The 25,664-nt window shown below is 70.9% G+C and carries 29 protein-coding genes; 14 read left to right on the top strand and 15 right to left on the bottom strand.

The window, feature by feature from the left end:
• Positions 1-59 precede the first annotated feature (59 nt).
• The 4 genes from BUE16_RS10175 to BUE16_RS10160 all read left to right on the top strand — a co-directional run bounded on the left by BUE16_RS10175 (position 60) and on the right by BUE16_RS10160 (position 5,310).
• Positions 60-893 carry a winged helix-turn-helix domain-containing protein gene (locus BUE16_RS10175; protein WP_079991597.1) on the top strand — a complete coding sequence of 278 codons (834 nt, stop codon included), beginning with the start codon at positions 60-62 and terminating at the stop codon, positions 891-893.
• Positions 894-895: 2 nt separating this feature from the next.
• A complete protein-coding gene (locus BUE16_RS10170) occupies positions 896-2,290 on the top strand; it encodes a S8 family serine peptidase (RefSeq protein ID WP_143165407.1) in 1,395 nt (464 codons plus the stop codon).
• Between the two features lie 66 nt (positions 2,291-2,356).
• Positions 2,357-2,746 (top strand): hypothetical protein, encoded by a 390-nt coding sequence (locus tag BUE16_RS10165; RefSeq protein WP_079991596.1) that lies wholly within the window; start codon positions 2,357-2,359, stop codon positions 2,744-2,746.
• Between the two features lie 119 nt (positions 2,747-2,865).
• Positions 2,866-5,310 (top strand): ATP-dependent DNA helicase, encoded by a 2,445-nt coding sequence (locus tag BUE16_RS10160; RefSeq protein WP_234972382.1) that lies wholly within the window; start codon positions 2,866-2,868, stop codon positions 5,308-5,310.
• Between the two features lie 23 nt (positions 5,311-5,333).
• Here the strand turns inward: BUE16_RS10160 and BUE16_RS10155 are convergent, their stop codons facing one another.
• Positions 5,334-5,888 carry a class I SAM-dependent methyltransferase gene (locus BUE16_RS10155; protein WP_073309267.1) on the bottom strand — a complete coding sequence of 185 codons (555 nt, stop codon included), beginning with the start codon at positions 5,886-5,888 and terminating at the stop codon, positions 5,334-5,336.
• A gap of 68 nt (positions 5,889-5,956) precedes the next feature.
• On the opposite strand from BUE16_RS10155, the gene BUE16_RS10150 reads away from it, so the two are divergent.
• Positions 5,957-6,532, top strand: coding sequence for a GNAT family N-acetyltransferase (locus BUE16_RS10150; protein ID WP_073309265.1), 576 nt, complete (start codon positions 5,957-5,959; stop codon positions 6,530-6,532).
• Between the two features lie 84 nt (positions 6,533-6,616).
• Positions 6,617-6,805 (top strand): HEWD family protein, encoded by a 189-nt coding sequence (locus tag BUE16_RS10145; RefSeq protein WP_073309263.1) that lies wholly within the window; start codon positions 6,617-6,619, stop codon positions 6,803-6,805.
• 60 nt (positions 6,806-6,865) lie between these two features.
• Here BUE16_RS10145 and BUE16_RS10140 read toward each other — a convergent pair whose 3' ends face one another.
• The 4 genes from BUE16_RS10140 to BUE16_RS10125 all read right to left on the bottom strand — a co-directional run bounded on the left by BUE16_RS10140 (position 6,866) and on the right by BUE16_RS10125 (position 9,710).
• Complete coding sequence (locus tag BUE16_RS10140) at positions 6,866-7,597, bottom strand: HAD-IIB family hydrolase (protein ID WP_073309261.1); 732 nt, start codon at positions 7,595-7,597, stop codon at positions 6,866-6,868.
• An 81-nt stretch (positions 7,598-7,678) separates the two neighbouring features.
• On the bottom strand, positions 7,679-8,497 hold the full coding sequence (locus tag BUE16_RS10135) for a DUF5803 family protein (protein WP_073309259.1): 819 nt from the start codon (positions 8,495-8,497) through the stop codon (positions 7,679-7,681).
• Between the two features lies 1 nt (position 8,498).
• Positions 8,499-9,173 carry a DUF2110 family protein gene (locus BUE16_RS10130; protein ID WP_073309257.1) on the bottom strand — a complete coding sequence of 225 codons (675 nt, stop codon included), beginning with the start codon at positions 9,171-9,173 and terminating at the stop codon, positions 8,499-8,501.
• Positions 9,174-9,710: a transcription factor gene (locus tag BUE16_RS10125; protein WP_073309255.1), complete on the bottom strand. Its 537-nt coding sequence runs from the start codon at positions 9,708-9,710 to the stop codon at positions 9,174-9,176.
• A 163-nt stretch (positions 9,711-9,873) separates the two neighbouring features.
• Between BUE16_RS10125 and BUE16_RS10120 the strand changes: the two genes are divergently transcribed.
• Positions 9,874-10,476, top strand: coding sequence for a hypothetical protein (locus BUE16_RS10120; protein WP_073309253.1), 603 nt, complete (start codon positions 9,874-9,876; stop codon positions 10,474-10,476).
• Positions 10,477-10,504: 28 nt separating this feature from the next.
• Here the strand turns inward: BUE16_RS10120 and BUE16_RS10115 are convergent, their stop codons facing one another.
• From BUE16_RS10115 to BUE16_RS10095, 6 genes are all read right to left on the bottom strand, one after another.
• Positions 10,505-10,894, bottom strand: coding sequence for a hypothetical protein (locus BUE16_RS10115; RefSeq protein ID WP_073309251.1), 390 nt, complete (start codon positions 10,892-10,894; stop codon positions 10,505-10,507).
• The gene (locus tag BUE16_RS10110; RefSeq protein WP_073309249.1) at positions 10,891-11,124 is read right to left on the bottom strand and encodes a hypothetical protein; all 234 of its coding nucleotides are present in this window, start codon (positions 11,122-11,124) and stop codon (positions 10,891-10,893) included. Before BUE16_RS10110 ends, BUE16_RS10115 begins: the two co-directional genes overlap by 4 nt.
• A gap of 73 nt (positions 11,125-11,197) precedes the next feature.
• Entirely contained in the window at positions 11,198-11,389 is a 192-nt protein-coding gene (locus BUE16_RS17570) for a hypothetical protein (RefSeq protein WP_449404994.1), read from the bottom strand.
• 9 nt (positions 11,390-11,398) lie between these two features.
• Positions 11,399-11,941 (bottom strand): transcriptional regulator TbsP domain-containing protein, encoded by a 543-nt coding sequence (locus tag BUE16_RS10105; RefSeq protein WP_143165406.1) that lies wholly within the window; start codon positions 11,939-11,941, stop codon positions 11,399-11,401.
• A 201-nt stretch (positions 11,942-12,142) separates the two neighbouring features.
• The gene (locus BUE16_RS10100; RefSeq protein ID WP_073309245.1) at positions 12,143-12,886 is read right to left on the bottom strand and encodes a methyltransferase domain-containing protein; all 744 of its coding nucleotides are present in this window, start codon (positions 12,884-12,886) and stop codon (positions 12,143-12,145) included.
• Positions 12,883-13,296, bottom strand: a complete 414-nt coding sequence (locus BUE16_RS10095; protein ID WP_073309244.1) for a nascent polypeptide-associated complex protein — start codon at positions 13,294-13,296, stop codon at positions 12,883-12,885. The genes BUE16_RS10100 and BUE16_RS10095 overlap by 4 nt, the downstream gene beginning before the upstream one ends.
• A gap of 142 nt (positions 13,297-13,438) precedes the next feature.
• Between BUE16_RS10095 and BUE16_RS10090 the strand changes: the two genes are divergently transcribed.
• On the top strand, positions 13,439-14,233 hold the full coding sequence (locus BUE16_RS10090; RefSeq protein ID WP_073309242.1) for a creatininase family protein: 795 nt from the start codon (positions 13,439-13,441) through the stop codon (positions 14,231-14,233).
• A complete protein-coding gene (locus BUE16_RS10085; RefSeq protein ID WP_073309240.1) occupies positions 14,230-14,988 on the top strand; it encodes a 2-keto-4-pentenoate hydratase in 759 nt (252 codons plus the stop codon). The genes BUE16_RS10090 and BUE16_RS10085 overlap by 4 nt, the downstream gene beginning before the upstream one ends.
• Before the next feature lie 142 nt (positions 14,989-15,130).
• Here BUE16_RS10085 and BUE16_RS10080 read toward each other — a convergent pair whose 3' ends face one another.
• Both BUE16_RS10080 and BUE16_RS10075 read right to left on the bottom strand, forming a co-directional pair.
• Entirely contained in the window at positions 15,131-15,817 is a 687-nt protein-coding gene (locus BUE16_RS10080) for an O-methyltransferase (RefSeq protein WP_073309238.1), read from the bottom strand.
• A gap of 226 nt (positions 15,818-16,043) precedes the next feature.
• Complete coding sequence (locus BUE16_RS10075; protein WP_234972381.1) at positions 16,044-16,505, bottom strand: transporter; 462 nt, start codon at positions 16,503-16,505, stop codon at positions 16,044-16,046.
• Positions 16,506-16,684: 179 nt separating this feature from the next.
• On the opposite strand from BUE16_RS10075, the gene BUE16_RS10070 reads away from it, so the two are divergent.
• The 5 genes from BUE16_RS10070 (at position 16,685) to BUE16_RS10050 (ending at position 24,215) form a co-directional block, all read left to right on the top strand.
• Complete coding sequence (locus tag BUE16_RS10070; RefSeq protein ID WP_073309236.1) at positions 16,685-18,364, top strand: acyl-CoA mutase large subunit family protein; 1,680 nt, start codon at positions 16,685-16,687, stop codon at positions 18,362-18,364.
• Positions 18,365-18,433: 69 nt separating this feature from the next.
• Complete coding sequence (gene mce, locus BUE16_RS10065; protein ID WP_073309234.1) at positions 18,434-18,820, top strand: methylmalonyl-CoA epimerase; 387 nt, start codon at positions 18,434-18,436, stop codon at positions 18,818-18,820.
• A gap of 96 nt (positions 18,821-18,916) precedes the next feature.
• Positions 18,917-21,118 (top strand): DUF4350 domain-containing protein, encoded by a 2,202-nt coding sequence (locus tag BUE16_RS10060; protein WP_159435756.1) that lies wholly within the window; start codon positions 18,917-18,919, stop codon positions 21,116-21,118.
• Positions 21,119-21,201: 83 nt separating this feature from the next.
• Complete coding sequence (locus BUE16_RS10055; RefSeq protein WP_073309230.1) at positions 21,202-22,959, top strand: class I adenylate-forming enzyme family protein; 1,758 nt, start codon at positions 21,202-21,204, stop codon at positions 22,957-22,959.
• Positions 22,960-23,066: 107 nt separating this feature from the next.
• On the top strand, positions 23,067-24,215 hold the full coding sequence (locus tag BUE16_RS10050; RefSeq protein WP_073309600.1) for an acyl-CoA dehydrogenase family protein: 1,149 nt from the start codon (positions 23,067-23,069) through the stop codon (positions 24,213-24,215).
• Positions 24,216-24,283: 68 nt separating this feature from the next.
• On the opposite strand, the gene BUE16_RS17225 is transcribed toward BUE16_RS10050, so the two are convergent.
• Positions 24,284-24,682, bottom strand: coding sequence for a hypothetical protein (locus BUE16_RS17225; protein ID WP_234972380.1), 399 nt, complete (start codon positions 24,680-24,682; stop codon positions 24,284-24,286).
• Positions 24,683-24,737: 55 nt separating this feature from the next.
• A complete protein-coding gene (locus BUE16_RS10045) occupies positions 24,738-25,643 on the bottom strand; it encodes an MFS transporter (protein WP_234972379.1) in 906 nt (301 codons plus the stop codon).
• Positions 25,644-25,664: the final 21 nt, after the last annotated feature.

Below are 25,664 nucleotides of genomic sequence, written 5' to 3'. Positions count from 1 at the left end.
TCGATTCGACGGAAAACACGGTCCGAAACGTTTTGGTCTTCTGTGACAGATTACGTCGTATGTCAGGCACGCTCCCGTCGAACGCCGACGGGTCCGCCGACGCGGACGGGTCCGGGGGGACCGACCGCGACGGGTCGGAGGCCGCCGGCTCGCGGACCGACGGGGGCGCCGCGGCCGGCTCGGACACATCGGAGTCGGAGTCCGCGTCGGCCGACCCCGTCGCCGCCGAGACCGACGCGGGTGCCAGCGAGATCGACTCGCCGCCCACCGATATCGAGGAGGTGTCCGCCGGCGCCGCCGGCGACGGCGACCGAGCCGCGTCCACTGACGACGATGGGAACGTCCGCATCTGCTGGCTCAACGACGACGGCGCCGACGCGCTGATCGGCGCGCTCGCGCCGCAGACCGCCCGGGCGATCCTCGGCGCGGTCCACGAGGAGCCGCGGACCGCCTCCGAGCTGGCCGACGCCGCGGACACGTCCGTTCAGAACGTCCGCCACCACGTCCAGAAACTCGGTGACGCCGGGCTGGTCGAGACGGTTGACACGCGGTACTCGGTGAAGGGACGCGAGATGACCGTGTACGGGCCGGCGGACGACCGCGTCGTCGTCGCCGTCGGCGGCGAGTCCGAGCGGTCGTCGCTGCTCGATTCGCTCCGCGGCCTGTTGGGCGCGGTCGCGGTGCTCGCCGGGGCGAGCCTCCTCGTGCAGGCGCTGTTCGGCGCCGGCGCCGCGACAGTTTCCGGACCGGAGACCGCGCCCCGCATCGGCGACGCGGTGGGGGCGACCGGCGGCGCGGTGCTCGGTACGATCCCGCCCGGCGCGGCGTTCCTCGCCGGCGGGCTCCTCGTCCTCACGACGGTGCTCGTGGCGGAGCGACTCCGCAGACGGTGACCGTGAGTCGGACCCCCGTGTTCGTCGCGGTCTTTCTCGTCGTCGTGAGCGTCGGCACCGGACTCGTCGGCGCCGACGTGAACGACGGCGCCGCCGTCCCGGTCCTCCCGGCCGCCGACGGCGTGTTGCACGACGGCACGGCCGGCGGCGTCTCCGACGCCCCTACCGTCGGATCTGCGCTGCTCGCTCGCCTCGGATCCTCGTCCGGCGACGCCTCGGGTGACCCGGTCACGCTCGACCCCGCCGCCGACGGCGACGCCCCCGTCCGTGTGGGCGTCATCGGAAGCGCGTTCGGCGCGACCGAAGCGCTCGACGGACGGGTGGCGGCGCGTTACCGCACGGGCGGGCCGCGATTCGGCCTCGTCGCCGGCGATCACGGCGCCGCGGTCGCGGGCGTCGTCGCCCGTCGGGCCGACGAGTCGGCGCTATATCTCGCGTCCGTCGGCTACGAGCCGACGCCGGCCTCGTACGCTCGCGCGGTCGACTGGCTTATCGCACAGGACGTGGACGTGCTCGTCGACGCCGGGAGCTACTACCCTCGAACCGCAGACGGGATGGACCGGATCGCGAGAGCCGCAGAGCGGGCGACGGCCGCGGGAACCGTCTTCGTCACCTCGGGCGGCAACGCCGCGCGACGCCACTGGCGCGGCGAGGTGTCCGGCACCGGCTGGGCCGTGTTCGACGACAACGCGACCGAAGGAAATCGTCTCGGCGACGGCCCGGTCGCGGGTAGCGTGACGCTCCGGCTCTACTGGTCGGGCGGGGGCGACTACGACCTCTACCTCTACCGCGATATCGCGGACGGCCACGACCGAGTCGTCGCGAAGTCGACCCGGGGGTCCGGTCACGCCGAGGCGATCGACGCCGTGGTCCCCCGCGGCGCCTACTATGCGGCGGTGTACGCGCGCGACTCCGGCGACGGTCCCGTCGATCTGTTCGCCGCTCGCCACCGTCTCGCGTTCGCCGGCGCGAACGGGAGCGCGGTCGCCCCCGCCACCGCCGACGGCGTCATCTCCGTCGGCGCGCTCGGACGCGACGGAGGGCTCGCCGCCTACTCGGCGGTCGACACCGACGTGCGGGCCCCCGGTACGGTCACGCCCGCCGACGGAACGATGCTCAGGGGAACCTCCGCGGCCGCACCGGCCGTCGCGGGCGTCGTCGCGAGGATGACCGCCGCCGCCGGCGGCGAGGGGCTGACGCCCGCTCAGGTGGAGCGACTCTTGCGCGAGACCGCCGCGGACGGTCGCGTCTCCCCCGACGCGGCCGTCGCCGCCGCGAGGGCGGGCAGTCGAACGGGCGACGACGAGCTTCAGGGGACGGGCGACGGGGGCGATCCGGGCGGCGAGCGCGACACGAACCACGATGGCGAAGGGTCGCGGACGTTCCCGGGTCCGTAATCGATCCCCGGCCGCGCCGCCTCCGCCGACGAAACGGTTAGGTCGGCGTGCGTCCGTCTCGAAGCCGTGTCGCGAGGCCGCAGCTCGTCGATCGCCGAGCGCGTCGAGGAGTACTGGGCGTGGGCGACGGCGGCGCTGTTCCTCCTCGTGACCGTGGACCTGCTGACGACGATATACGCCGCCGCGGTCGTCGGCCCGAGCGCGGAGGCGAACCCGCTCGTGCGGTGGGCGCTCGGGCGACCGCTGTCCGTGCTCGTCGGTGTGAACCTCGGCGCGGTCGTGCTCGCGGCCGTCGTCTTCCGCGGACTGATGGAGACATACCGGTCGACGCCGGCGCGTATTCGCCCGTACTACGGCCTGCTCATCGAGGCGTGGCTGGGGCTGCTCGTGGCGGCCGGGCTCGCGCTGTTCGCCAACAACCTCTCGGTGATCGTGCTCGGCGAGAGCCTGGTGTGACGGCCGGCGCGCGCACGCGTCAGCGCGGTGCCGCAGCGGCGCAGGAGCATAGCCGTCGACCGCGCCTGCCGAGGCGAAGATTCAGGTACGAAAGCGGGGCCATCGACGGACTGAAACCCGTGGCAACCGCCGACTACACCGTGACCGAGGCGACGGACCAGCCGTGGCGAACCGTGTTCGGGCACTCCGACCCGTACCCCGAGCAGGCGGACGGGATCGAGGCCGCCCGCGCCGTCGCCGACGACGGAGGATTTCTCGCGCTGGAAGGTGCTTGCGGCACCGGGAAGACGATGCTCGCGCTGACCGCCGGCATCGACCTGGTACGCGACCCCGACAGCGACTACGAGCGCGTGCTCGTGCTCACGAGCGTCAAGCAGCAGCTCCGCCAGTTCGAGGCCGACCTCCGCACGATCAACGACAACCTCCCCGACGACTGGCGCCCCGTCTCGGGGATGACGCTCGTCGGCAAGGCCGACGTGTGCCCGTACGCCCGCGAGAACCGCGGCGGCATCGACACGACGAACGTGTACGAGCGCTGTGAGGGGCTGCGCGAGCGCACCCGCGACCTCGTCGGCGACGGCGGCGAGACGAGGGCGGGCGCGCTCGCAGAGCAAGCGAGGCGGGCACAGACTGGACTCGCCGACACCGGCGAGGACGGAGCGAGCTACCTGGAGACCGCGGACGAGCCGACCCCCTATCTGCCGGACATGCCGGAGCACGGCGGATCGGCTACCCGCGACGGCGTCGAGTACTGCCCGTTCTACGCGCAGTACCTCGACGACCTCCCGGAGGACGGCGACGCCGCGGAGGCGGTGCCGTTCGACTTCGCCGACCGCGGACTCATCGACGCCGAGGAGCTGGTCAGCCTGTCGGCGGGCCACGGCACCTGCCCGCACTCGATGATGGGGACGGTCCTCCCCCAGGTGGAGGTCGTCGTCGGCAACTACTACCACGCGTTCGACCCGACGACCGTCGGCGGGTTCACCGGCGCGCTCGTAGACGACTCGACGTTCGTCGTCTGCGACGAGGCGCACATGCTCGAACCGCGGGTCCGCGACCTGGTCTCCGACGGCGTCGCCGACGCGAGCCTCCGCGACGCCGAGAACGAACTGACGCGCGTCCTCCAGCCGGTGCAGTTCGAGGACTCCGGGCGCCGAGTGGAGGGGACGACCGACGCCGACCTCGTTCGGGGCGAACTGGCCGACGCGGAGGTGAGTCTCGACGAGGTGAAGCTGCTCGTCGAGTTCGTCCGCGACCTCCGGGAGGAACTCGACCGCCGCGTCGAGGGCTTCCTCGACGCCGAGCGCCGCGGCTGGCGCGACGACCCCACGGATCTGGACGACGAGGAGGTCCCCCTGCGCGACCCCGAGGAGCCCGGCGTCGACGAGATCACCGAGTGGGCCCGCGACGCCGGCTACGGTGAGCAGGTGTGGGCTCGGGCCGAGCAGGTGGGCGCCGTCGCCGCGCGGATCCTGGACGAGGCCGAAGAGGAGAACGGCGAGGCCCGAAGCGCCTCGGACTCGTCGAGCGGGCAGAGCCCGCGAGACCGCCAGCGCGCCGCGCCGGGGGTCGGGCGGACGCTCAACGCCTGGTATCGCTGCGACCACGGGACGTACTTCCGAGAGCTGGAACTGCTCCGCACGTGGGACGAGACCGAGCCGCCCGGCTCGTGGCGCCGCGCGTACAACGCCCGGCTCGCGCTGCACAACTGCGTGCCCGCCGACGCCATCGGGGAGCGCCTCGCCGACTTCGGCGGCGGGGTGCTCATGTCGGCGACGCTGGCGCCGCTCGACGTGTTTCGGGAGGTAACGGGACTCAACTACCTCGAATCCGAGGGTCGGCCCGTCGAGGAGCGGACCTACGGACTGGGGTTTCCCGAGAGAAACCGCGAGTCGTTCGCGGTCGATACGCCGAAGTTCACGTTCTCCAACCGCGGGCCGCCCGGCGAGGACAACGAGACCCGGCGCGCGCACGCCGACGCCGCCGCCGAGGTCGCCGCCACGACGCCGGGGAACGTCCTCGTCGGGATGCCCAGCTACGGCGAGGCGGAGTGGATGGCCGGCGAGTTGGACGCCGACGGTCGGGTCGACAAGCCGGTCCTCATCGACGAGTCGAGCGACGATACCGCGACGGAGGCGCTCAAGGCGGACTTCTTCGACGGCGAGGCGAAGCTGCTCGTCACGAGCATCCGCGGCACGCTCACCGAGGGCGTCGACTACGAGGGCGACCGCCTCGCCGCGGCCGTAATCTGCGGGGTGCCGATCATCAACACGTCGTCGCCGCGGACGCGCGCGGTGAAGACGGCGTACGACCGCGAGTTCGGCGATGGGTTCGAAACGGCGCTGACCGTCCCAGCAGTTCGGAAGGCCCGGCAGGCGATCGGGCGGGTGATCCGCGGCAGCGACGAGGTCGGGGTGCGCTGTCTGGTCGACGCGCGCTACGCCCGCGAGTCGTGGAACGCCGTCCGCGAGTACCTCCCCGAGTACGAACGCGAGGAGTTCCGTCCGGTGAGCCCGGACATGCTGCGCTTCGGGCTGGAGCGGTTCTGGGACGAACACCGGTAGCCGCGCTCGTCACCGCGCCATCCTCACCGACGCGCGACCAGCACGAACGTGTCGGTGCGCGTCTCGGCGCGCTCGACGGTGAAGCCGGCGTCCTCGAACGCGTTCGCGGCGTCGCCGACGCCGAAGCGCTCGTCGCGGGGCGGCCCGGCGTCGCCAGGGCCGTCGGCGGTCCAATCGACGGAGACGACGCGGCCGCCGGGGCGGACGACGCGCGCGAGTTCCGCCAGCGACCCGTCGCTCGCGTACTCGTGGTACGTCATCGTCGAGAAAGCGGCGTCGAGGGCGTCGTCGGCAAGCGGGAGGTCCTCGACGCCGGCGGTCACGGTCTCGACGTTCTCCGGGATGCCCTTCTCTGCGTACAGGTCGTGCATCTCCGACTGCACGTCGACCGCGTAGCAGGTGCCGACGTGCGGCGCGATCACGTCGGTGTAGAAGCCGGTACCGGAGCCCAGATCCGCGACCGTCGCGTCCGCCGGGACCGCCAGCGCGGCGAGCAGTTCCTCGCCCGAGCAGTAGCGGAATCGACCGGGGTCTTCGAGCTTGTCCGCGCGGGCGGCGTCGAACGTGTGGAATCCCATCGCGTCCGGCTACGGGTCGGGGCGTAAAGACCCCCGGCGATTTAGTCGCTCCCGGCCGAGGGGCCGCCATGCACGTCCGCGAGGCCGACCGCGACGACGCCCAGGCGATCGCAGCGGTCGCCCGCCGCTCCTGGCACGCCGCCTACGGCGAGTTCCTGTCTGAGGAGGCGATCGACGCCACCGTGGACGAGTGGTACGCGCCCAAGACAATCCGGCGCCACGTCGACGCGGCGGGGACCTTCCTCGTCGCGGAGGCGGAGGCTGACGACGCCGGCGGAGACCCGATGCACAAACGGGTCGACCCCGAGTCGCTCCTGGGGTTCGCCCACGCACGCTACGACTCCGGCGTCGGCAACGTCGTGCTCCGGCGGATCTACGTCGCTCCGGATGCGTGGGGCGAGGGCGTCGGCACCGCGCTGCTGGGCGCGGTCGCGCACCGGTTCGTCGACGACCACGATCGGATCTCGGCGGTCGTGTTCGCGGAGAACGGCGTCGGGCTGTCGTTTTACGAGCGCCACGGGTTCGAGACGGTCGGCGAGCAGACCACCGCGTTCGGCGACGGGGAGCACGACGAGCGGATCGTCGCAGCGGACCTCGCGGAGCTCGCGAGCCTCGGGGCGACGGAGAGCGGCCGGCAGGCGTGAGCGACGGGCCGTCGGCGTCGACCGGCGAACCCGTCCGGCGCCGCCCCCGAGAGCGTTAAGACGATCCGTCGACCACGAACGCATATGTCTGCGCGAATCCGCCGCCCCCGAGCGCGCGTCTGCGAGCGGTGCGGCCGCGAGGAGCGGTTCGACGCCGCGACCGGGAGCTGGGTCGTCGGCGACGGCGGCGATGTCGGCGAGGTGTACTGCATCCACGAGTGGGACATCAACGGCTCGTTCGTCCCGTTCGACGACGGGCCGACCGAGGCGTAGCGAACGCGCCGTCCCCCGGCGGCTCGCCCCTTGGCGCGTAGCGCGTCTGTCGGCCGTCGCTCAGCCTTCGGTCCTCGCGCGCTCGATCAGCTCGGCGAGCACGGTCATCGTTCCGTCCATGTACCCGGCATCGAGCGTCTCGGCGGCAGCGTCTTTGGCGACCTCGTCCGCGTTCGCAAGCGCGTAGCTCTCGCCGGCGACCGCGAACGTCGACGCGTCGTTCATCGAGTCGCCGACGGCGACGAACGCATCGGGGTCGCAGTCGAGGATCGACGCGGCCTCCCGGAGCCCGTTCCCCTTGCTCACGTCGGGGTCGGTGAGGTGGTACGCGTACTGCGTGTCGAGGAAGGCGAGGTCGAACTCCTCGGCGACCCCGCGAAGCAGCTGTTCGTCGGCGGTGACGCGCGCGGCGACCTCCGTCTCCCGCCAGCGGTTCGTCGTGTCGGCGGCGCCCCAGCCCAACTCCCCGCCGCGCTCGCGGAAGGCGTCGGCCGCCGCGGCGACGCGCTCGGCGTCGCCCTCGATGCGCACCTGCTCGTCGACGCAGACGACGCCGCCGTTCTCCGCGATCACCCGCTCGGGGATCCCGACGAAGTGACACAGCGCGATCGGGTACGGGAACGACTTGCCCGTCGCGAGCACGACCGGCGCCGGCCACTCAGGGAGCACCCGGAACGCGCGCGGGTCGATCGTGTGCTCGGGCGTCGTCAGCGTCCCGTCGATGTCCAGCGCCAGCGGCGGGAGGTCGGCGCCTGCGGGAACGTCGAGGCGCGCGGGGGCGTCGCTCGTCATTGGCGGTGTGAGGGGCCGCGAGCGAAAATGGGCGTCGGTTCCGCGGGTCGCGAGTCGAATCCCGGGCGGTCCCGGGAGGCCTCAGCGCATCCCCGGCGGCGGGCCGTCGTCGCCGAGGTCGTCGTCGCCGGTATCCACGTCAAGCCCCAGTTCCTCGCGCTGCTCGCGCAGCGCGTCGATCTGTCGGCGGTAGTACAGCAGGCCGCCGCCGCCGACGACCGCGAGGAGAGCGAACACCGCCCCGAAGATCCGGATGTCCTGCGGGAGGTAGAACTGGACGATCACCGACTGCGCCTGCACGTCGTCCCAGCGGACGTGCAGTCTGTTCTCCTCGTCGACTGAGGTGGTCGCGCCGCCGGGACTCACGTCGCCGAACACCGGCAGCGACACGCGGCGGTTCGGCGGGAGGACGACCTCGTAGGAGCCCTGCACGTACGTGGGAAGCGCGAACCGTTTGGGCGTCGACCCGGCGGTGAACGCCACGCGGTCGCCGTCCGCGTCGCCCTCTCCGGGGAAGTCGATGCGGACCACGTCGCGGGTGCGCTCGACGGCGCCGCGCTCGGCCAACTCCGACCCGGTGATCACGGTCCCGTTGGGGTAGCGGTAGCGCACGGCGCGCACGCTCAGCGGGGTCGTTCCCCCGAGGCCGTCGCGGCGGTACAGTTCGACCTCGCTACCGTTCACGGCATACACCGCCGAGAACGTCGCGTTCTCGTGGATCGTGATGTGTGCGTTCACCCCGGAGTCGACGCTCTTGTTCCAGTCGTACTCGCCGCCCGGCGGCGATTGGTCGAGCCGCTCGTCGGAGACGGACCCGCCGCCGAAGAAGCCGACACACCCCGACAGCGCGAGCATGCCCGCCAGCGCCACGAGCGCGAGGAGTCGTCTCCGTCGGGCCATGCTACTGCGGGATGACCGCCTTCAGTTCGGAGGGCAGGTAGCCGCCGATGGACGCCAGGAGGCCGGGAGCGTCCGTGTTCTCGCGACAGATGATGCTCTGTTCGAGCAGGCCAAGGCGCTCGACGGTGACGATGTCGTTCGCGTGGCCAGCCCGGTTGACCGTCGCGCGCACCTCCGCGCGGGTCGCGGAGTTGACGTTCACGCGGCCCTGTCCGCGCGTCCAGTCGTACAGGCGGTCGCGCTCGGCGTCGGCGAGCTCGTGGTCGCCGTCCTCGTCGTAGACGAACCGCAGGGAGAGGTGCTGAACGATGCCGAAGCGGTCGCGGACCTGTTCGGGCGAGCCGGTGCCGAGCCCGAGCCCCTCGGCGGGGACGCGGACCTCGATGCCGGCGTCGAGGACGAACCCGTCTTCGTCCCAGCCTTCGAGCGTGCCGACGTACGTCTCGCCGTCGGTGAAGTGGTCGGTGATTTCTCCCCACTCCTCGCGGAGCACGTTGCGGGCGACCGTCTCGTCGTCGCCGGAGACGGTCACGGAGATGAAGTCGTCGTGGCGCACTCCCACGTCGAACTCGACATCGAGGTCGCCGAGTTCGTTGGCGACGAGCGAGCCCATTCCGTCGAGCGCGCGCTCGCGCGCCTCGCCGGAGACGTAGCACTTGGTCGCGAGAACGACCATTTAGGCTTCAGCCTCGGCTTCGCGGTCGACGTTGAGTTCGTCGCGCAGCTGGTCGATGCGCCACTCCATCGCCTCGACGAGCCGGGAGTTCTCCATCGACTCCAGCGGCGAGCCGCACTCGGGGCACTCGAAGCCGAACTCCATCGCCTCCTCGAACTCGAAGCGGATCGAGTCGACCTCACACAGGTAGAACTGGTGGTCGGACTCATACGAGCGGCGCTGTTCGAGCCCGTCGAGCAGCCGGTGCATCTCCTCTTCGAGGTTCTCGGGGATGTTCTCGTAGTGGAACGTCCACAGGTACGTGAGCCAGCCGGAGTCCTCGTCGCGGACGCGCCGGTACGACGCCAGGTCGTTCTCGTACAGGATGAACAGCGCGCGACGCACGTCGTTCAACTCCAGTCCCATCTCCTCGGCGAGCTCTTCGTCGGTGACCTCGCCGTCCGGCGGGGCCGCCGCGACGGGCATCCCCGTCGGGCCGACGAGCTCGTGGAGGTACTTCTGGATAACAGGGTCTTCCAGTAGGTCCTCAAAAGCCATTTGTTGAATGTGCGGGTGGATATCGGTTAAAGTCACCGACTCGGCGGGTTCGCGGGCGACGACGCCGTCGGCGCTCACGCTCGCGATGGGCCGGGAGACGGGGGTCGGGGGCCGACCGCACGCACACAATTATTCCGGTCGGCGCCGACACCGGACCCGACGCATGTCGAGTCCCTTCCCGTCGGTGCCCGCAGACGCCCTCGCCGAGGGCGGCTGGCGCGAGGCGGAGCGCCGGGAGACGACGGCGTTCGACGCCGCGGTCGTCACCGTCGAGGCCGCGACCGTCGTGTACGAGGACCGCGCGCTCCGCGATCGGATCCGCAAGTCGACTGGACTCGACCGACTGTGGCGCTTCTTCGTCGCGAGTCGGCTCGCGGTGTCGCCGGCGACCGGGCCGTCACCGGCGCTCACGAAGCTCGTCGCCAACCGGGCGCACGCGGGCTTCGCCGACACCATCGGCGACCGCGGGTTCGAGGGCGTTCGCCGGACCGACCGCGCGGACGCCGAGGCCGCCGAGGAGGCGCTCCACGACGGCTCGCGGGTCGCCGGGTACGAGGCGCTGTGTCGTCTCGACGGCGTCGGCGTTCGGGCGCGCGGCTGGGCCGCCGTGCGTCCGTCGTCCGGGATGTACCTGCTCGTCGGCGGGGCGTACCCGACGGCCGTTCGAACCGCACCCGACGAGCGGGTCGACGACGCGCTCGCGGAGGCGCTCGATCCGGACCGTTTCCGAGGTGAACTGTTCTCGCTGATGCGGGCAACGGAGTGACCGAAAACGGGCAGTCACGAGGGACCCCTCACCACCGCCCGCGGAGCGCCACGAGCGCGAGCCCCCGCACGTCGAGTCGCACCGGAGCGACGCCGAGCGCGCGAGCGAGCGGCCCCGCCGGAACGTCGGGGTCGGCGCGCGCCACCTCCACCCCATCGACGTGGACACCGATGGGAACGCGGTCGAGCGATCGCTCCACCCGGTCGGGGAGCACCTCACGCAGCGATCCGATCGCACGGAGCGCCCGCACGCGGTCGGTCTCCACGTCGATCCGGCCGTCGCCCGATCGGATGTCTATCCGAGCACCGTCGACGGTCGCTTCGAGATCGACGGCGATCCGGAGATCGCCGACGGCGACGGGGTCCTCCAGGTCCTCTGGGTCCTCCGAGTCGTCCGAGTCGTCGGTTCTCGCCGTCACTCCTCGCCGGCCTCGCGCTCGCTCGATGAGATTCGGAGCGTTCCGTTGAGCCGCCAATGGGCGTGTTCGGCGTCCTCGTCGGCGCTGCGTGGCACGTCCACCTCGAGGTCGTCGAACGTGTAGCTGATCGCAGCGCCGCGACCCGTGAGTCGTTCATACAGCGCGATGCCGAAGTCGGGCCACGTGGTCGCCTCCCCCCGACGGGACTCGGTGATGTCGTCGGCGCGCATTCCTACCGGAACGAACGGTTTGAACCGACTTATCGGTGTTCCCGTTGGGGCGACGGTCAGCGTCCGCCGACGCTCACTCGCACAGCGCTGCTCGTCCGCGGGCCAGAAGGTCGGCACCGGTCGCCCCGTCCGGCACGGAGTCGCCGAGGACGAGGCGGTGTCGGGGCCTCCCGACGCCCGAGACCTCGGCGTCGGTGTCGACGAGCCCGGTCTCCACGAGCCGGGCTTTCGTGCGGGCGATCTCCGTTCGACTGGTGTGACCAATCTCCTCGACCTACTCGCTGACGGACATCGCCAACAGCTCGTGGCGCGCGCCGACGAGGACGCACACCGCGGCCGGATCGAACGGCCCCGTTCGGGAGAGCTCGTCGGCGGCCCGCCACAGATCGCCGAGGGTCTCGGCGGCGGCGGGCCACCGATCGGCGAACGACTCCGCGATCCTCGCGCGCCCCGGTACCTCCAGCGGGTACGTCTCGGCGTCGTCCCACCGAGACCTGTATGCGCCTGCGACCGCCTCGACAAGCCGTTCGTCGTCACCCACGACGACGCCGTAGGTCGACGATCCGTCGACAGCACCGCTCGGTGACGCGTCCTCGTCGCCGTCGGCGAGTCCGACATGGGCGCGCACGGTCCCGTCAGCGACACTCACGTTCGCGTCGATATTGGGGGCGGTGCGAACCGCGAACCGACCTGCCGAACGGACGTCGACGGCCGCGGTGGCGATCAAGAAGTCGGCGAACGTCGCCTCCGCGGTCTCGGGCGTGCAGAGGAGAACGGAGACGCGTTTCGTCGGGACCTGCTGTCGCTCGATCGTCACCGGCGGGATCACCGGGCGCTCGGTCGGTTCGCGTGAGCGAACGGATCATCCCGCGGGCGAGCGCCGGCGACGGGCCGACGGCGAGGACATCGGAGGCGGCGGCCAGCGTCTGGGCCGCGAGCGCTGACGGGGAGCCGGTCGTCATATCGGCGAATGCGCAACACTCCGACTTCAGTTTTCAGGATCCGTGGCGTTGGATTTTCACTCGGTGCGGCGAGCAAACAGCAGGTAGCCGGTGTGGCCGACTCCCGCTGTGCTCGGTCGCGTGCCGCGCTCGTCGACCGTGAGCTCGCGCTGGATCGTCTCCAGCGTCTCCACGCCGCCGAGGCCGGCGTCCCGCGCGGCGAGTTCGGTGTCTCGCGCGTCCTCCACGAACGGCGTGTAGACCGCGACGTAGCCGCCGGGGACGAGCAGATCTAGCGCGCGGTCGACGACCTCGGCGGCGTCCGCGGTGTCCAGCGTGATCAGGTCGAACGGGTCGCCGTCGGTGAGGTCGTCGAGGTCGTCGGTGAGGTCGCCGGTCCGAACCTCGACGCGGTCGCTCACCCCGCCCAGCTCCATGTTGGCGCGAGCGTTCTCGGCGAACTCCGGATCGATCTCGTAGGTGGTCACGTCCGCGCCGATCCTGCCGAGGTAGCCCGCGAGCACGCCGGTTCCGGTGCCTGCGTCGAGGACGCGATCGCCCGACTGTGCGCCGGTGTGCCCGATGACGAGCCCGATGTCGCGCGGCATCATCGGCGCGCCGGTGCGCTCGAAGTGGTTGAACAGATCTGGGCCGCGGAGGCGCCGGACGTGGAACGCCTCGCCGAGATGCGTCTCCAACACGTCGCCGTGGGCAACGTCGACAGGCACCTCCAGCACGCCGAGGTCGGTCTGGAGCTCCTCGCCGGGGCCGCGGAGATACTCCCGGTCCGATTCGGCGTGAACGAGGAGGTACGAACTCACTCCAGGCTGGAGATGGCCGCGGCGAGATCGCCGTCCGCGGCGTCGAGCGCCTCCCGGGCGTCGGCCTCGCTCACGCCGGCGCGGGTCGCGACGAGCTGCACGTCCTCGTCGGGCGCGCCGCCGGCGTCGGCCGAGCCGGCGGCGTCCGTGGCGTCGTCGTCGGCCGCGGCCTCGCCGTCCTCCGCGCCGGCGTCACCGGCGCCGAGTTCCCGCGTCGTCGGCTCGCCGACGATCTGGTACGTCTCCTGACCCTGGGCGTCCATGCGCGTGACCTGGGCGCCGTCGAACACGAGCTCCTCATCGCCCGTGCGGATGACGACCTCCTCGGCGTCGATCTCCGTTACGTCGATGCCCATCTGCTTCATCATCTTCTGCATCTTGCGCGGGTTCATCCCGCCGCCTCCGAACATACCCGAGGCGTCGCTCGCGGCGAGCAAAAGCGTGGCGAAGCGGTCGCTGGCGGCACTCGGCGTGGAGTCGGACAGACTCCGCAAAACCGCGGCCGTGCCGGCATCCCCGCGTTTCATGCCTCTCGCGGTCCTTCCACGCCTCGTGTACCTCGCACACCAGACGTGGCCGGAGTTGGGCGACTACGTCGCCGAGGAGTCGGTCGCGGTCGTCCCGCTCGGCTCGACCGAACAGCACGGGCCGCACCTGCCGCTCGCGACGGATTACCTCATCGCCGAGGCGCTCGCCAAAGAGGCGACCGACCGGACCGGCTTCCTGTGCACACCGCCCGTTCGGATCGCCGTCTCCGAGCATCACCGGCAGTTCCACGGCACGATGTGGGTCGAGCCCGAGGTCTTCCGCGACTACGTCGAGAGCTTCTCCCGCAACCTCGCGTACCACGGGATCGACCGGATCGTGTACGTGAACGCCCACGGGGGAAACGCCCAGCATCTCCGCGAGGTCGGCAGACGGCTCCGTCGAGACGAGACGGCGTTCGCGGTCGAGTGGATGTGGGACGAGTCGATCCCGGATCTCGTCTCGGAGATATTCGAGCACAACGGCCCCCACGGGGGACCGAAGGAAACGGCGATGGTCATGCACATCGCCGAGGAGTTGGTGCGAGCGGACCGCCTGGAGGCGGCCCGCGACGGCGGTATCGTCGACTTCGCGGACGCCGACGCACGGCAGTTCGGATCGCGGACCTTCTACGACTCGGCGGACAACTCAGAGAACGGCGTCTTCGGCGACCAGACGGACGCGACGCCCGAGACGGGCGAGGAGCTGTTCGAGGCGGCGAGCGGGCAGCTCGTGCACCTCTTGGAGTGGATCGACGCGCAGCCGTTCGCGGACCTCATGCCCGAGCCACACGTCGACCCGCAGCCCGGCAGCCAACGGTGACGCCCGACGACGCCGACGAGGTCACGGACGCGCTCGCGGCCGCACACCGGACGGCGACGCCCGTTTCACCGGATGGATTCCCCCGAATCGACTCCCTCGCCGACGGCTATCGGGTGCAAGAGCGGCTGATCGCACGGCTCAGCGACCGCCGAGGCAACCCGATCGGCTACAAGATTGGGTTCACCAACCAGCGAGTGCAGGCGGACCTCGGCGTCGCCGAGCCGGGATACGGGCGACTGCTTGCGGACACGCTCGCTCGCTCGCCCGCGACGATCCGTCTCGACGAGTACGTCGGGCTCCGCGTCGAGCCGGAAATCGTGTTCCGGCTCGGCTCGGATCTCTCTGCGGACGCTTCGCGGACGGCGACACGCGGGGCGATCTCAGCGGTCGTTCCGGCCGTCGAACTGGTCGACAGTCGGACCGACTGGCGCTTCGACGCGCCGCTGGCGGTGGCCGACAACTGCCTCGACGCCGGGATCGTCGTCGGCGACGACGCTGCCCCGAACGGACGCTCGACCTCAACGGAGTCGGTGACACTCCGCGTCGACGGTGAGGCGGTCGCATCAGGCGCGGGAGACGAGGTGCTCGGCGACCCGCTGGCGGCGCTCGCGTGGCTCGCTGAGACCGCCGGCGGCCTCCCGGCGGGGGCACTCGTCTCGACCGGGTCACTGACCGAACCGCTCGCCGTCGAGCCAGAGGAGACCGTCACCGCCGCATTCGCGTCGCTGGGAGCGGTCGAGCTTCGGGTTCGGTAGGGCTGACAGACGACACCGATACGTCGAGGTCACTCCCGTCGCGCCGTGTCGCACACCCGCTGCACGCGACGGGGCAGGGTTCAGCGCACGCAGGGGCTAGTCCCGGTATCTGATTTGAACCTTCGCGGTGCCAGGTCGGCGCTCACGGCGTCTTCGTGCTCACGGCGAGTCCGGAGCCGACGGGGAGGACCACCGTCTCGAAGGCGGAGTCGTCGCGGACGGCGTTGAGGTAGGCCGCGATGCCGTGCGTCTCGTCGTTCGCTCCCGCGAGCGCGTCCGGGTCGCCGCCGGCGTCGCCACGGCCGCCGGTGGCCTCGGCGTGCGCGAGCAGCGCGTCGAAGTCGATGGGGCCGCGCATCACGTTGTCAGCGACGACGACGCCGCCGGTGGAGATCTTGTCGCGGACGGCGCGGAGGGCGTCGGCGTAGCGCTCCTTCTGGTGGTCGACGAGCGCCACGTCGAACGGGCCGTCGTAGCGCTCGACCGTCTTCATCGCGTCGCCCTCCTCGAAGACGCAGCGGTCCGCGAGCCCGGCATCGGTCATGAACGCGCGACCCTGACCGAGTTCGTCGGCGTCGAACTCCGTGAGGACCACCCGGTCGGCGCCTCCGCGGAGAAACCACGACGCAGAGTAGCCGAAGCCGGAGCCGAACTCGAAGACGGTCTCGGCGTCGGTGAGGCGCGCGAGCAGGCGGAGGACGGCGCCCGACTCCGGGCCGATGTTCGGGAAGTCGTGCTCGTCGGCGAAGGCGGCCATTCGCGCCTGCACGTCGGTGTGCTCGGGGCCGGTCGCGCGGACGAACCGCGCGATGTCATCTGACAGGACCATGCACGGCGGTCGGTGGCCCGCGACTTGTATCTCACCGCCGGACCCAGCACGCCCCGAACGCGGAGGTCGCCGCCGGGAGTGGGTCGCCGTGGGCTTATCGAGAGGAACGCGGAGGGGGACGAGGACACGCCGGGAGGATACCGCTACGACTTCGACCACTCGTACTGTTTGGTTTCGAGAGGGGGCGGTCGGAGTGAGCCGGGTGAGCGACCCGGTCGAACCGCCGTCAGGCGGCGAGGTAGCCGCCGAGCACGAGCAGAACGAAGCCGACGACGGCGGCGGCATTGTAGAACGTCCCGGCGTCGCGAGCGGCGGTGCGTACCTTCCCCTCGTCGAGCGCTGAGCGGATCTTGCTCCCACCGACCTCGACGAGGCCGGTCATGACGAGCCACAGCGTCAGCATCGTGAGCACGACGTGGCCGCGCGGCGGCGCGAACAGCCCCTCGGCGCCGTACACCGTCGCGGCCATGTGGCCGCCGGTCGCGACGAACACGACTGCGCCGATCCGAGTGATGAGGGAGACGCCGGCGGCGACGCCCCCGAGCAGTTCGGGGGTCACGTCGCCGTCCTTCGCGAGCGGGAGGACCTTCCAGGCGGTGAGCACGACCGCGCCGACCCAGAGGCCGGCGAACAGGGTGTGGAACACGTACGCCGCGGTGAGCGCGGCCTGCATCGGAGCGAGTTGCATGGGCAGTCACAGCGACGGGAGCCACATAAATCCCGACACGACGCGGCGGCGCCCCCCTGCGATCGGCGGTGCGACGGTGCGGCGGTGCGGCGGTGCGGCGCTGTGGTGCTGCGGCAGTGTGGCGCTACAGCGGTGTCGGCTCCAGTCCGCTTAAGCCGCGGGCGCGTGATGGATCGCTCATGTTCGACCCCGACGATCTCGAAGCCATCCGCGAGGGCAAGCGGGAGTGGGAGGAGGAGACTCTCTCCCCGACGCTCGACCGCTTCGGGGAGCGCGAGGAGGAGTTCACCACCGACACCGGCGGGCAGGACGTGAAGCGCCTGTACACCCCGGACGACGTGGCCGACCTCGACTACGAGGACGACGTTGGCTTCCCCGGCGAGGAGCCGTACACGCGCGGCGTCTACCCGACGATGCACCGCGGGCGCCTATGGACGATGCGCCAGTACGCCGGGATGGGCACCGCAGCGGAGACGAACGAGCGGTTCAACTACCTCATCGACCAGGGCTCGTCGGGGCTGTCGATGGCGTTCGACCTCCCGACGCAGATGGGGTACGACTCCGACGCCGCGATGGCCGCCGGCGAGGTGGGGAAATCGGGCGTCGCCATCGACTCGCTGGCGGACTTCGAGCGCGTCTTCGACGGCATCCCGTTGGACGAGGTGTCCACGTCAATGACGATCAACGCGCCCGCGTCGATCCTGCTGGCGATGTACATCGCCGTCGGCGACCGACAGGGGGTAGACCGCGAGGAGCTGCGCGGCACCATCCAGAACGACATCATGAAGGAGTACATCGCGCGCAACCTCTACATCTACCCGCCGGAGCAGTCGATGCGGCTGATCACGGACATCTTCGAGTTCTGCGCCGAGGAGGTCCCCAGCTTCAACACCATCTCCATCTCGGGGTATCACATTCGCGAGGCCGGCTCCACCGCCGCCCAGGAGATCGCGTTCACCCTCGGCGACGGTATCGAGTACGTGCAGGCCGCCGTCGACGCCGGGCTCGATGTCGACGAGTTCGCGCCGCAGCTCTCCTTCTTTTTCAACGCACACAACAACATCTTCGAGGAGGTCGCGAAGTTCCGTGCGGCCCGCCGGATGTGGGCGGAGATCATGGAGGAACGCTTCGGCGCCGAGAACCCCAAGTCGAAGCAGCTGAAGTTCCACACCCAGACCGCCGGGTCGACGCTCACCGCCCAGCAGATCGAGAACAACGTCGTGCGCGTCAGCTACCAAGCGCTGGCGGCCGTCCTCGGCGGCACGCAGTCGCTCCACACCAACGGGAAAGACGAGGCGCTGTCGCTGCCGACCGAGCAGTCGGTTCGGACGGCGCTGCGGACCCAGCAGATCCTCGCCCACGAGTCCGGCGCCGCCGACACCATCGACCCGCTGGCGGGGAGCTACTACGTCGAGAGCCTCACCGACGACATCGAGGCGGAGGCGTTCGAGATCATGGAGGAGGTCGATCGCCGCGGCGGGATGCTCGACGGCGTCAAGAGCCAGTGGGTCCAGCGACAGATCCAGGACACGGCCTTCGAGCGCCAGCGCGAGATCGAGGAGGGCGAGCGGATCATCGTCGGCGTCAACGAGTTCGAGGTCGAGGAGGAGGACCGCCACGTCGACCTGGAGGACGTCTCCGAGGAGGAGGAGCAAGCGCAGGTCGACCGCGTGCAGGCGCTTCGTGAGGACCGCGACGACGAGGCGGTCGAGGACGCGCTCGCGTCGCTGCGGGACGCCTGTCGGGGCGACGCGAACGTGATGCCGCACATCGTCGACGCGGTGAAGGCGTACGCGACCGTCGGCGAGATCGCGGACGTGATGCGCGAGGAGTTCGGCGAGTACAAGCCCGGCCAGTAGTCCGACGGCCTGCTTGCGGGCGACGCCCGAGGCGGACGGATTTATTCTCCGGGCGTCGTATCGCCGGGTATGCACCTCGACCACGCCGGGATCGCGACCGACGACGCCGCCGACCTGGCCGCGCTGTACGCGGACCTCCTCGGCTGTGCGATCGCCCACGAGGAGCAGTTCGACGGGATGGCGGTCGTGTTCCTCGATCTGGGCGACTCCTACCTCGAACTGCTCGAACCGCTCGATGAGGACGGGACGATCGCCCGCTACCTCGACCGCGACGGGCCGGGGATCCACCACCTCGCGTTCGCCACCGACGACATCGCGGGCGCGCTCGACCGCGCCCGCGACCTCGGGGTCGAGTTGATCGACGAGGAGCCGCGACCGGGGGCCTGGGGCCACGAGGTCGCCTTCTGCCACCCGCGCGACACCGGCGGCGTCCTCGTGGAGTTCGTCGAGCACTGATCCCTTCGAATGACACGTTTTGTCACGGGAGCGCTCCGTCATTATTTGTAGCATCTCGACGACAGAATTATGTCCCGGCCGTCGTCGGATCCGCCCGTGCAACGACGCAACTTCCTCGGCGCGGTCGGCGCGGGCGCGGGGGCGCTCGCGGTCGGGTCGACGGGCGCTCGTGCGGAATCGACGAACAGCGATCGGATCGGTCGACTGGTCTTCGACTCGACGGCGAGTCTGCTCGGTGCGGACGGAACGCCGGCGGCCGCCGACGCCGAGTTCGTCGCGGTGCGCGCGGAGTCGACCGCCGTGAACGTCAACGAGGACGGCAACGGCGGCGCGGAGGCCGCCGTGGACTACCCCGATGACCGCCCGATCCCGCTGGTCGGCGTCGACGGCGGGGTCGTCGGCTTCGGCGCGCCGACCGTCCAGAACGGGACCGACTTCACCTTCGGCAACGAGGAGGTCGTGTTGAACGCCCTCGACCGCGTCGCGGGCTCGGGGACGGTCGTGTTCGACGAGACGCACGGCCAGTTCTACGACGCCGAAAAGCACACGGCCTTCATCCAGTACGCCGAGTCGAACGGGTACGCCGTCGAGGCGACGGGCGCAGACGGCGACTTCGCGGGCGCGCTCTCGACGGCCGACGCCGCGATCGTCACCTCGCCGAGCGAGGGGTTCAGCGCTCCCGAGCGCGACGCGCTGGCGACGTTCGTCGCGAACGGCGGCGGGCTGCTCGTGTTCCACCAGTCGGACTTCGGCGACTTCGACGCGACCGGGAACCTCAACGAGGTCGCGGCCGCGCTCGATCTCGGGTTCCGGTTCAACGACGACCAGGTGATCGACGAGACGAACAACGCGGGCGTCGGCTTCGTGCCGACCACCGACCGGTTCGACGCCGACTACGCCGGCCTGTTCGCGAACCGTCCGGGGCTCGGCTTCGAGGTCGACCCGAGCCGGACGTACACCGCGGAGGTCGTTCGGGTCACAGACGGCGACACGGTCGACGTGCGGATCCCGCGCGACGGCGTGCCGGACTACTTTGACACCGTCCGCCTGCTCGGCATCGACACGCCCGAGACCGTCGCCGGTCCCGAGCTCCCCGCGGAGTGGGAGGGGATCGACTCGCTCGAATACCTCCTCTCGACGGGCGCGGCCGCCGAGGCGTGGGCGGTCGACCAGCTCGCGGGCGCGACCGTCGAGCTCTCGTTCGACCCCGAGGAGGGCGTCCGCGGGAACTTCGGTCGGCTGCTGTGTTACCTCCGGTACGACGCCGACGGCGACGGCGCGCGCGACACGCTGTACAACCGTCGCGCAATCGCCGAGGGGTACGCCCGCGTGTACGACTCCGGACTGACGAGACACGACGCGTTCGTCGAGATCGAGCGGGTCGCGCGCAAGCGAGGCCTGGGCGTGTGGGCAGAGAGCGATGTCGACGCCGCCCCGCCGACCCAGCCCTCGCGCGTCCGTGACGTGCTGTTCCCGAAGGCGGTCCCCGTCGACCCCGGCGAGGGCGGCGAGGTGATCGCACGTGCTGCCTCCTCTGCGTCGCGACCGAACGCGCCGCTGGCCGCCGTCGACGAGGACGCCGGGGTCGCGCTCGTGGGCGCACAGACCGTCGACGAGGACTACGACGAGGCGGACACCCCGATCGACGACCCGAGCGCCTACGACTACTTCCAGTTCACCGCGGGCGTCATCGGGGCGCTGACCGAGCGGGCCGGCGAGGTGCTCATCGACGGCGGTCACGGCCAGTTCGCCGCCGAGGAGAGCGTCTGCGCCGAGGACGCCGCGTTCTTCCAGCGGTATCTGGAGGGGCTCGACGTGGGGTTCACGCAGTACAACACCCTCTCGATGGGCGAACTGGCCCGCGGGCGGGCCGTCATCGTCTCCGCCCCTACCGAGGCGTACGACGGCGACGAGCTCGCGGCCCTGCGGCGGTACGCCCGCGGGGGCGGTGCGGTCGTCGTGCTGGCCGACCGGACGGCCGACCGGGCCCGGGTGAACGACCTCCTGGCGTCGCTGGACGCCGAGATCCGCGTCGGGAGCGGCGTCGTGGACGATCCCCGGTCGAACGCCGGTCGGCCGGACCTGCCCGTGACGAGCGATACCGGCATCGACCCGCCGGAGTTCGAGGGGGGCGAAGACGGGGGCGAGGGCGAGGGTGAAAGCGGGAGGGAGAACGAAGGCGAGAGCGAGGGCGAACGAAAGGGGCGGCGCGCTCGCGGTGGCCACGGCGCCCCCGGTGGCGACGAGCGCGAGCACGGGAACGCCACCGGTCGCGGAGCGGCCGGGTCGGACGACTGAGCGGCCGAGACTCCGGCCGGGTCCGACTCGCCCGCGTCGGTCGGATGGAAAGAGCGTAGTGGGACGGGGTTCATCTCGGTTCCATGCGCGACTGGCTCTCCCACCGGGTCGCCGCCACGCCGGACGCGGAAGCGCTCGTGCTTGCGGACTCCGGGGAGTCGCTGACGTACGCGGACCTCGACGCCCGCGCTGAGGAGCTGGCGTCCCGATTCGCCGGGTTGGGGATCGAACCGGGTGACCACCTCGCGGTCGTCCTCGGCAACCGCGCGGCGTACGTGGCGCTCGTCCATGCCGCGATGCGGCTGGGGGTCCGGCTCGTCCCCTGCTCGGATCGGCTCACGGCCGCGGAACTGGCGCCGAAGCTCGCGGCCGCCGACGCGACGGCGCTGGTGTGCGGCGACGACACCGAGGCCGTCGCCGTCGAGGCCGCCCTCGGCGGCGGGGGACGCGAGGGCGGTGGTGACGCCGACTCCGATCCCGACGACCCGGCTGCGACGGGGTGGCGGTCGGTCGACGGCTTCGAGCCCGCCCGGGTGGACGACCGCCCCGCCGACGCGGCGGAGGTGGCCGCGTCGAGTGACTCCCCCGTACCGGTCGTCTCGCTCGACGACCCGGCCGACGACCGCGTCGTCGGCGTCGAGGCGGCGCCCGACGGGGAGGTCCCCGAAGTCCGCTGGGGCCGGGGCGATACGCTCGTCATGCTGTTCACGTCGGGGACGACCGGGAGCCCGAAGCTCGTGCCGCTGACGGTGGGGAACGTCCTCGCGTCGGCGACGGCCTCGGCGTTCCGTCTGGGCGTCCTCCCCGAAGACCGCTACCTCGCGACGCTGTCGCTGCACCACACCGGCGGGATCATGCCGCTGTACCGGGCGACGCTGTACGGGACGAGCGTCGTCCTCCGCGAGTCGTTCGACCCCGGCGGCGCCGTCGACGACATCCGCCGCTACGACGCGACGGGCGTCTCGCTCGTGCCGACGATGCTCTCGCGGATGCTCGACGCCCGCGGGACGCTCCCGGACTCGCTGCGCGCGGTGCTGTTAGGGGGCGCGCCCGCGCCCGACGCGCTGATCGAGCGCTGCCGCGACTACTCGATCCCGGTCCACCCGACGTGGGGGATGACGGAGGCGGCCTCCCAGATCGCGACCGCGCGCCCCCGGGAGGCGTTCGACCGCGTCGGCACCGTCGGGCGGCCGCTGCTGTGGACCGACGTGTCCGTCCGCGACGAGGAGGGCGCGACGCTGCCGGCCGGCGAGACGGGCGAACTCGTCGTCTCCGGCCCGTCGATCGCCGCGGGGTACTACCGCGACGAGGCGGCGACCGACGCCGCCCTGACCGACGACGGCGCGCTGCGGACCGGAGACGGGGGCTACCGCGACGAGGACGGCTACGTGTACGTGCTCAACCGCCTCGACGACCGGATCATCTCGGGGGGCGAGAACGTCGACCCCGGCGAGGTCGCCGCGGCCCTCCGCGAGCACCCCGAGGTCGACGATGTCGCGGTCGCGGGACTGCCGGACGAGGAGTGGGGCGAGCGCGTCGCCGCGCTCGTCGCCGCAGCGGACAACTCGGAGCTGGACGCCGCGTCGGTCGAGTCGTTCTGCCGCGAGCGACTGGCGGGGTTCAAGATCCCGCGCACGATCGCGTTCGCCGACGAGATCCCCCGGACCGTCTCCGGAACCGTCGAGCGACCGGCGGTGCGCGACCTGCTCGAACGCGCCCGCGAGGGCGACGACACCGCGACCGCGTCCGTCGGCCGCGAACCCGCAGACGGCGCGGGCGACGCAGACGGCGCGGGCAGCGCCGAGCAGTCCGACGGCGGCGACGAGTCCGACGAGGAGTAGGATCGCCTTCGGTAGGCGCCAGCCGGTCGGTAAACGCGAAACCCCGGGTCGACCGTTCCACGGAGGTTATGATGCAGGGTTCCCGAGTGCTATCCATGAACACGGGCCTGGGTCTACTGGATGAATCACTGGTCCCCGAACACGCGCGCGACGTGAAGCGGGAGGCGCGAGAGTTCGCCGAGGAGCACATCGCACCGGTCGCGCAGGAGCACTTCGCGGCCGACGACTACCCGTGGGAGGTGCTGGAGGCCGGACAGGAGGCCGGCCTCGTCGGGCAGGACATCCCCGAGGAGTACGGCGGCCGCGGACTCGACATCTACCAGATGCTCGCCATCGCCGAGGAGTTCTACCGCGCGGACGCCGGGATCGGCCTGACGATGATGCTGGCCTCCTTCGGCAACGAACTCGTCTACGACTACGGCACCGACGAGCAATGCGAAGAGTACGTCCGCCCGGTCGCCGAGGGCGACCAGATCTCCGGGCTGGCGGTGTCGGAGCCGCAGACGGGCTCGGACCTCGCGGGCATGACCACGAAGGCGGAGAAGGTCGACGGCGGCTACGAGCTCACCGGCGAGAAGTACTGGGTCGGCAACGCCGTCGAGGGGGACTGGCTCACCGTCTACGCGAAGACCGGCGACTCCGACGACCGCTACGGCAACTACTCGCTGTTCATCGTGGAGACCGACCGCGACGGCTACGAGGCCGAGCACATCCCCGAGAAGATGGGGATGCGCGCCTCCAAGCAGGGCCACATCGTGATGGAGGACTGCTTCGTCCCCGAGGAGAACCTGATCGGCGCCGAGGGCGGCGGCTTCTACATGCTCGCGGACTTCTTCAATCACGGCCGCGTCGTCGTCGGCGGCCACGGCATCGGCCTCGCCGCCGCGGCCATCGAGGAGGCGTGGGAGTTCGTCCACGACCGGGAGGCGTTCGACCGCAACATCTCGGAGTTCCAGTCGGTGCAACACGACCTCGCGGACATGCGCACCGAGTTCGAGGCTGCGCGGTCGCTCAACTGGCGCGCCGCCGAAAAGCTCCACGAGGGCGACAACGCCGGGCTGTGGGCGGCGATGGCGAAGCTCAAGTCGACGGAGACGGCCGTCGACTGCGCCGAGCGCGGGATGCAGCTCCACGGCGGGCGCTCGATCCTCACCGAGCGCCGCATCGCCCGCGTCTACCGCGACGTGCGCATCCCGGTGATCTACGAGGGCGCCAGCGAGGTGCAGCGCAACCTCGTGTACCGGCAGTCGCAGTAGGATCGATGTCGCGGTAGGTCGGCAGCCGAGACCGGACTCGACGTGATCCCGGGTTCGGAGACGCTCGTTCAGTCGTCCGTGGGGGGATTGACTGAACCGGCTTCGGTCCCGTGAGGGGTATCCAGTGTGATCTTCGTCCGCGACGAGATCTGGTGCAGCGACAGGACGACCCCCGCGCCGGCCACGATGACGACGCCTGCCACGACGAACGCGGTTGTAAACCCAACTCGATTGGCGAGCGCGCCACCACCGACACTCCCGATACCGCCGGCGAGGGCTGAGAGCGCAGCGTACATCCCCAGTGCTTCGCCCCGGACAGCCGCGGGTGCCACCCGTGTAACGATCGTCCCGGCGGTCACGGCGATCACCGCCCAGGAGACGCCGATGAGGACGAACAGGAGTGCCGAGAGGATCGTACCGACGACACTGGCGGCGAGCGCTGCACCGACGACGGCGACGAGCGGCATCGCGAGACCGCGAACCCCCAGTGCGCCCGTTTGGAGGACTCTGAGATCGAATCGACTACTGAGCCTCCCCGCACCGGTGTAGAACGCCGCCGCGCCGAGGCTGGAGACGAGATAGAGACCGAACACGAGATCCGAGGAGAACCCAACGCCGGTGAGGTACAGGGGGAAGCGGCGCGAAAAAGGCCGAGAAACCGACGAAAAAGAGGACGACGCCGAGGAAGTACACCGCGAGCGTGGCCGTGAACTTGCTGGCGAGACGCTTCGGGTGCAGGGTTCGAGTCGACCAGTACAGCCGGTTTGGGTTGAAGACGAACGTCGCCCCGCGGATACCTCGTCGGCCGATCGAGAGGATCCGTGCGACCCGTTCGGGGTCGATCCGGTCGAGTTGCCGCCGTGATGGTGCCGGCATCCAGCGACCGAAGAGGACTGCGGCGAGCAAGGCGGTGCTTCCACTGAACACGAACAGGGACTGCTGTGTGAACGCGGGCGTGAACTGCCGACCGACCGTGAGGGACCAACAGATCCCGAGCAACAGCCCACCGGCCCAGCCGTACCCCTGATACGTGTTGAGGAGTGCGATCTCTCGATTCCACTCCCGTTCGGGCGAATCAGCGACGACGAGCAGTGTCAGTACGGGTCCCGCAGCGGCGAACACGAGCCAGAGAAGCGCGTTCGCGACGATGAGTGCCGGAATCGAAGAGAACAGCGGCATCACACCCAGGAGGACGCCGACGCCGCCGAGGCTGAACAGAATGATCCCGCGCGAGTTCGATGTCCGATCGGCGAGGCGGCCCCAGACGATCGCACCGGGGGTCCCGATGAACGCGGCGACGGCACCGAGCAGGCCCAGTTCGAACGGATCGCCCCCGAGCTGAACGACGTAGAGCGGGACCAGCAACGACGCGACACCCGCGGCGATCGAACCGAGTCCCCACGCGAACAGCCACCGGTGCTTGCTCATACCGTGTTCACAGCGATGGAA

Origin of the sequence: Halobaculum gomorrense (assembly GCF_900129775.1) — an archaeon.
In the GTDB taxonomy this organism is placed as follows: Archaea; Halobacteriota; Halobacteria; order Halobacteriales; family Haloferacaceae; genus Halobaculum; species Halobaculum gomorrense.
The sequence above is the reverse complement of the archived record's forward strand: the minus strand, read 5'-3'. Positions and strand labels throughout refer to the sequence as shown.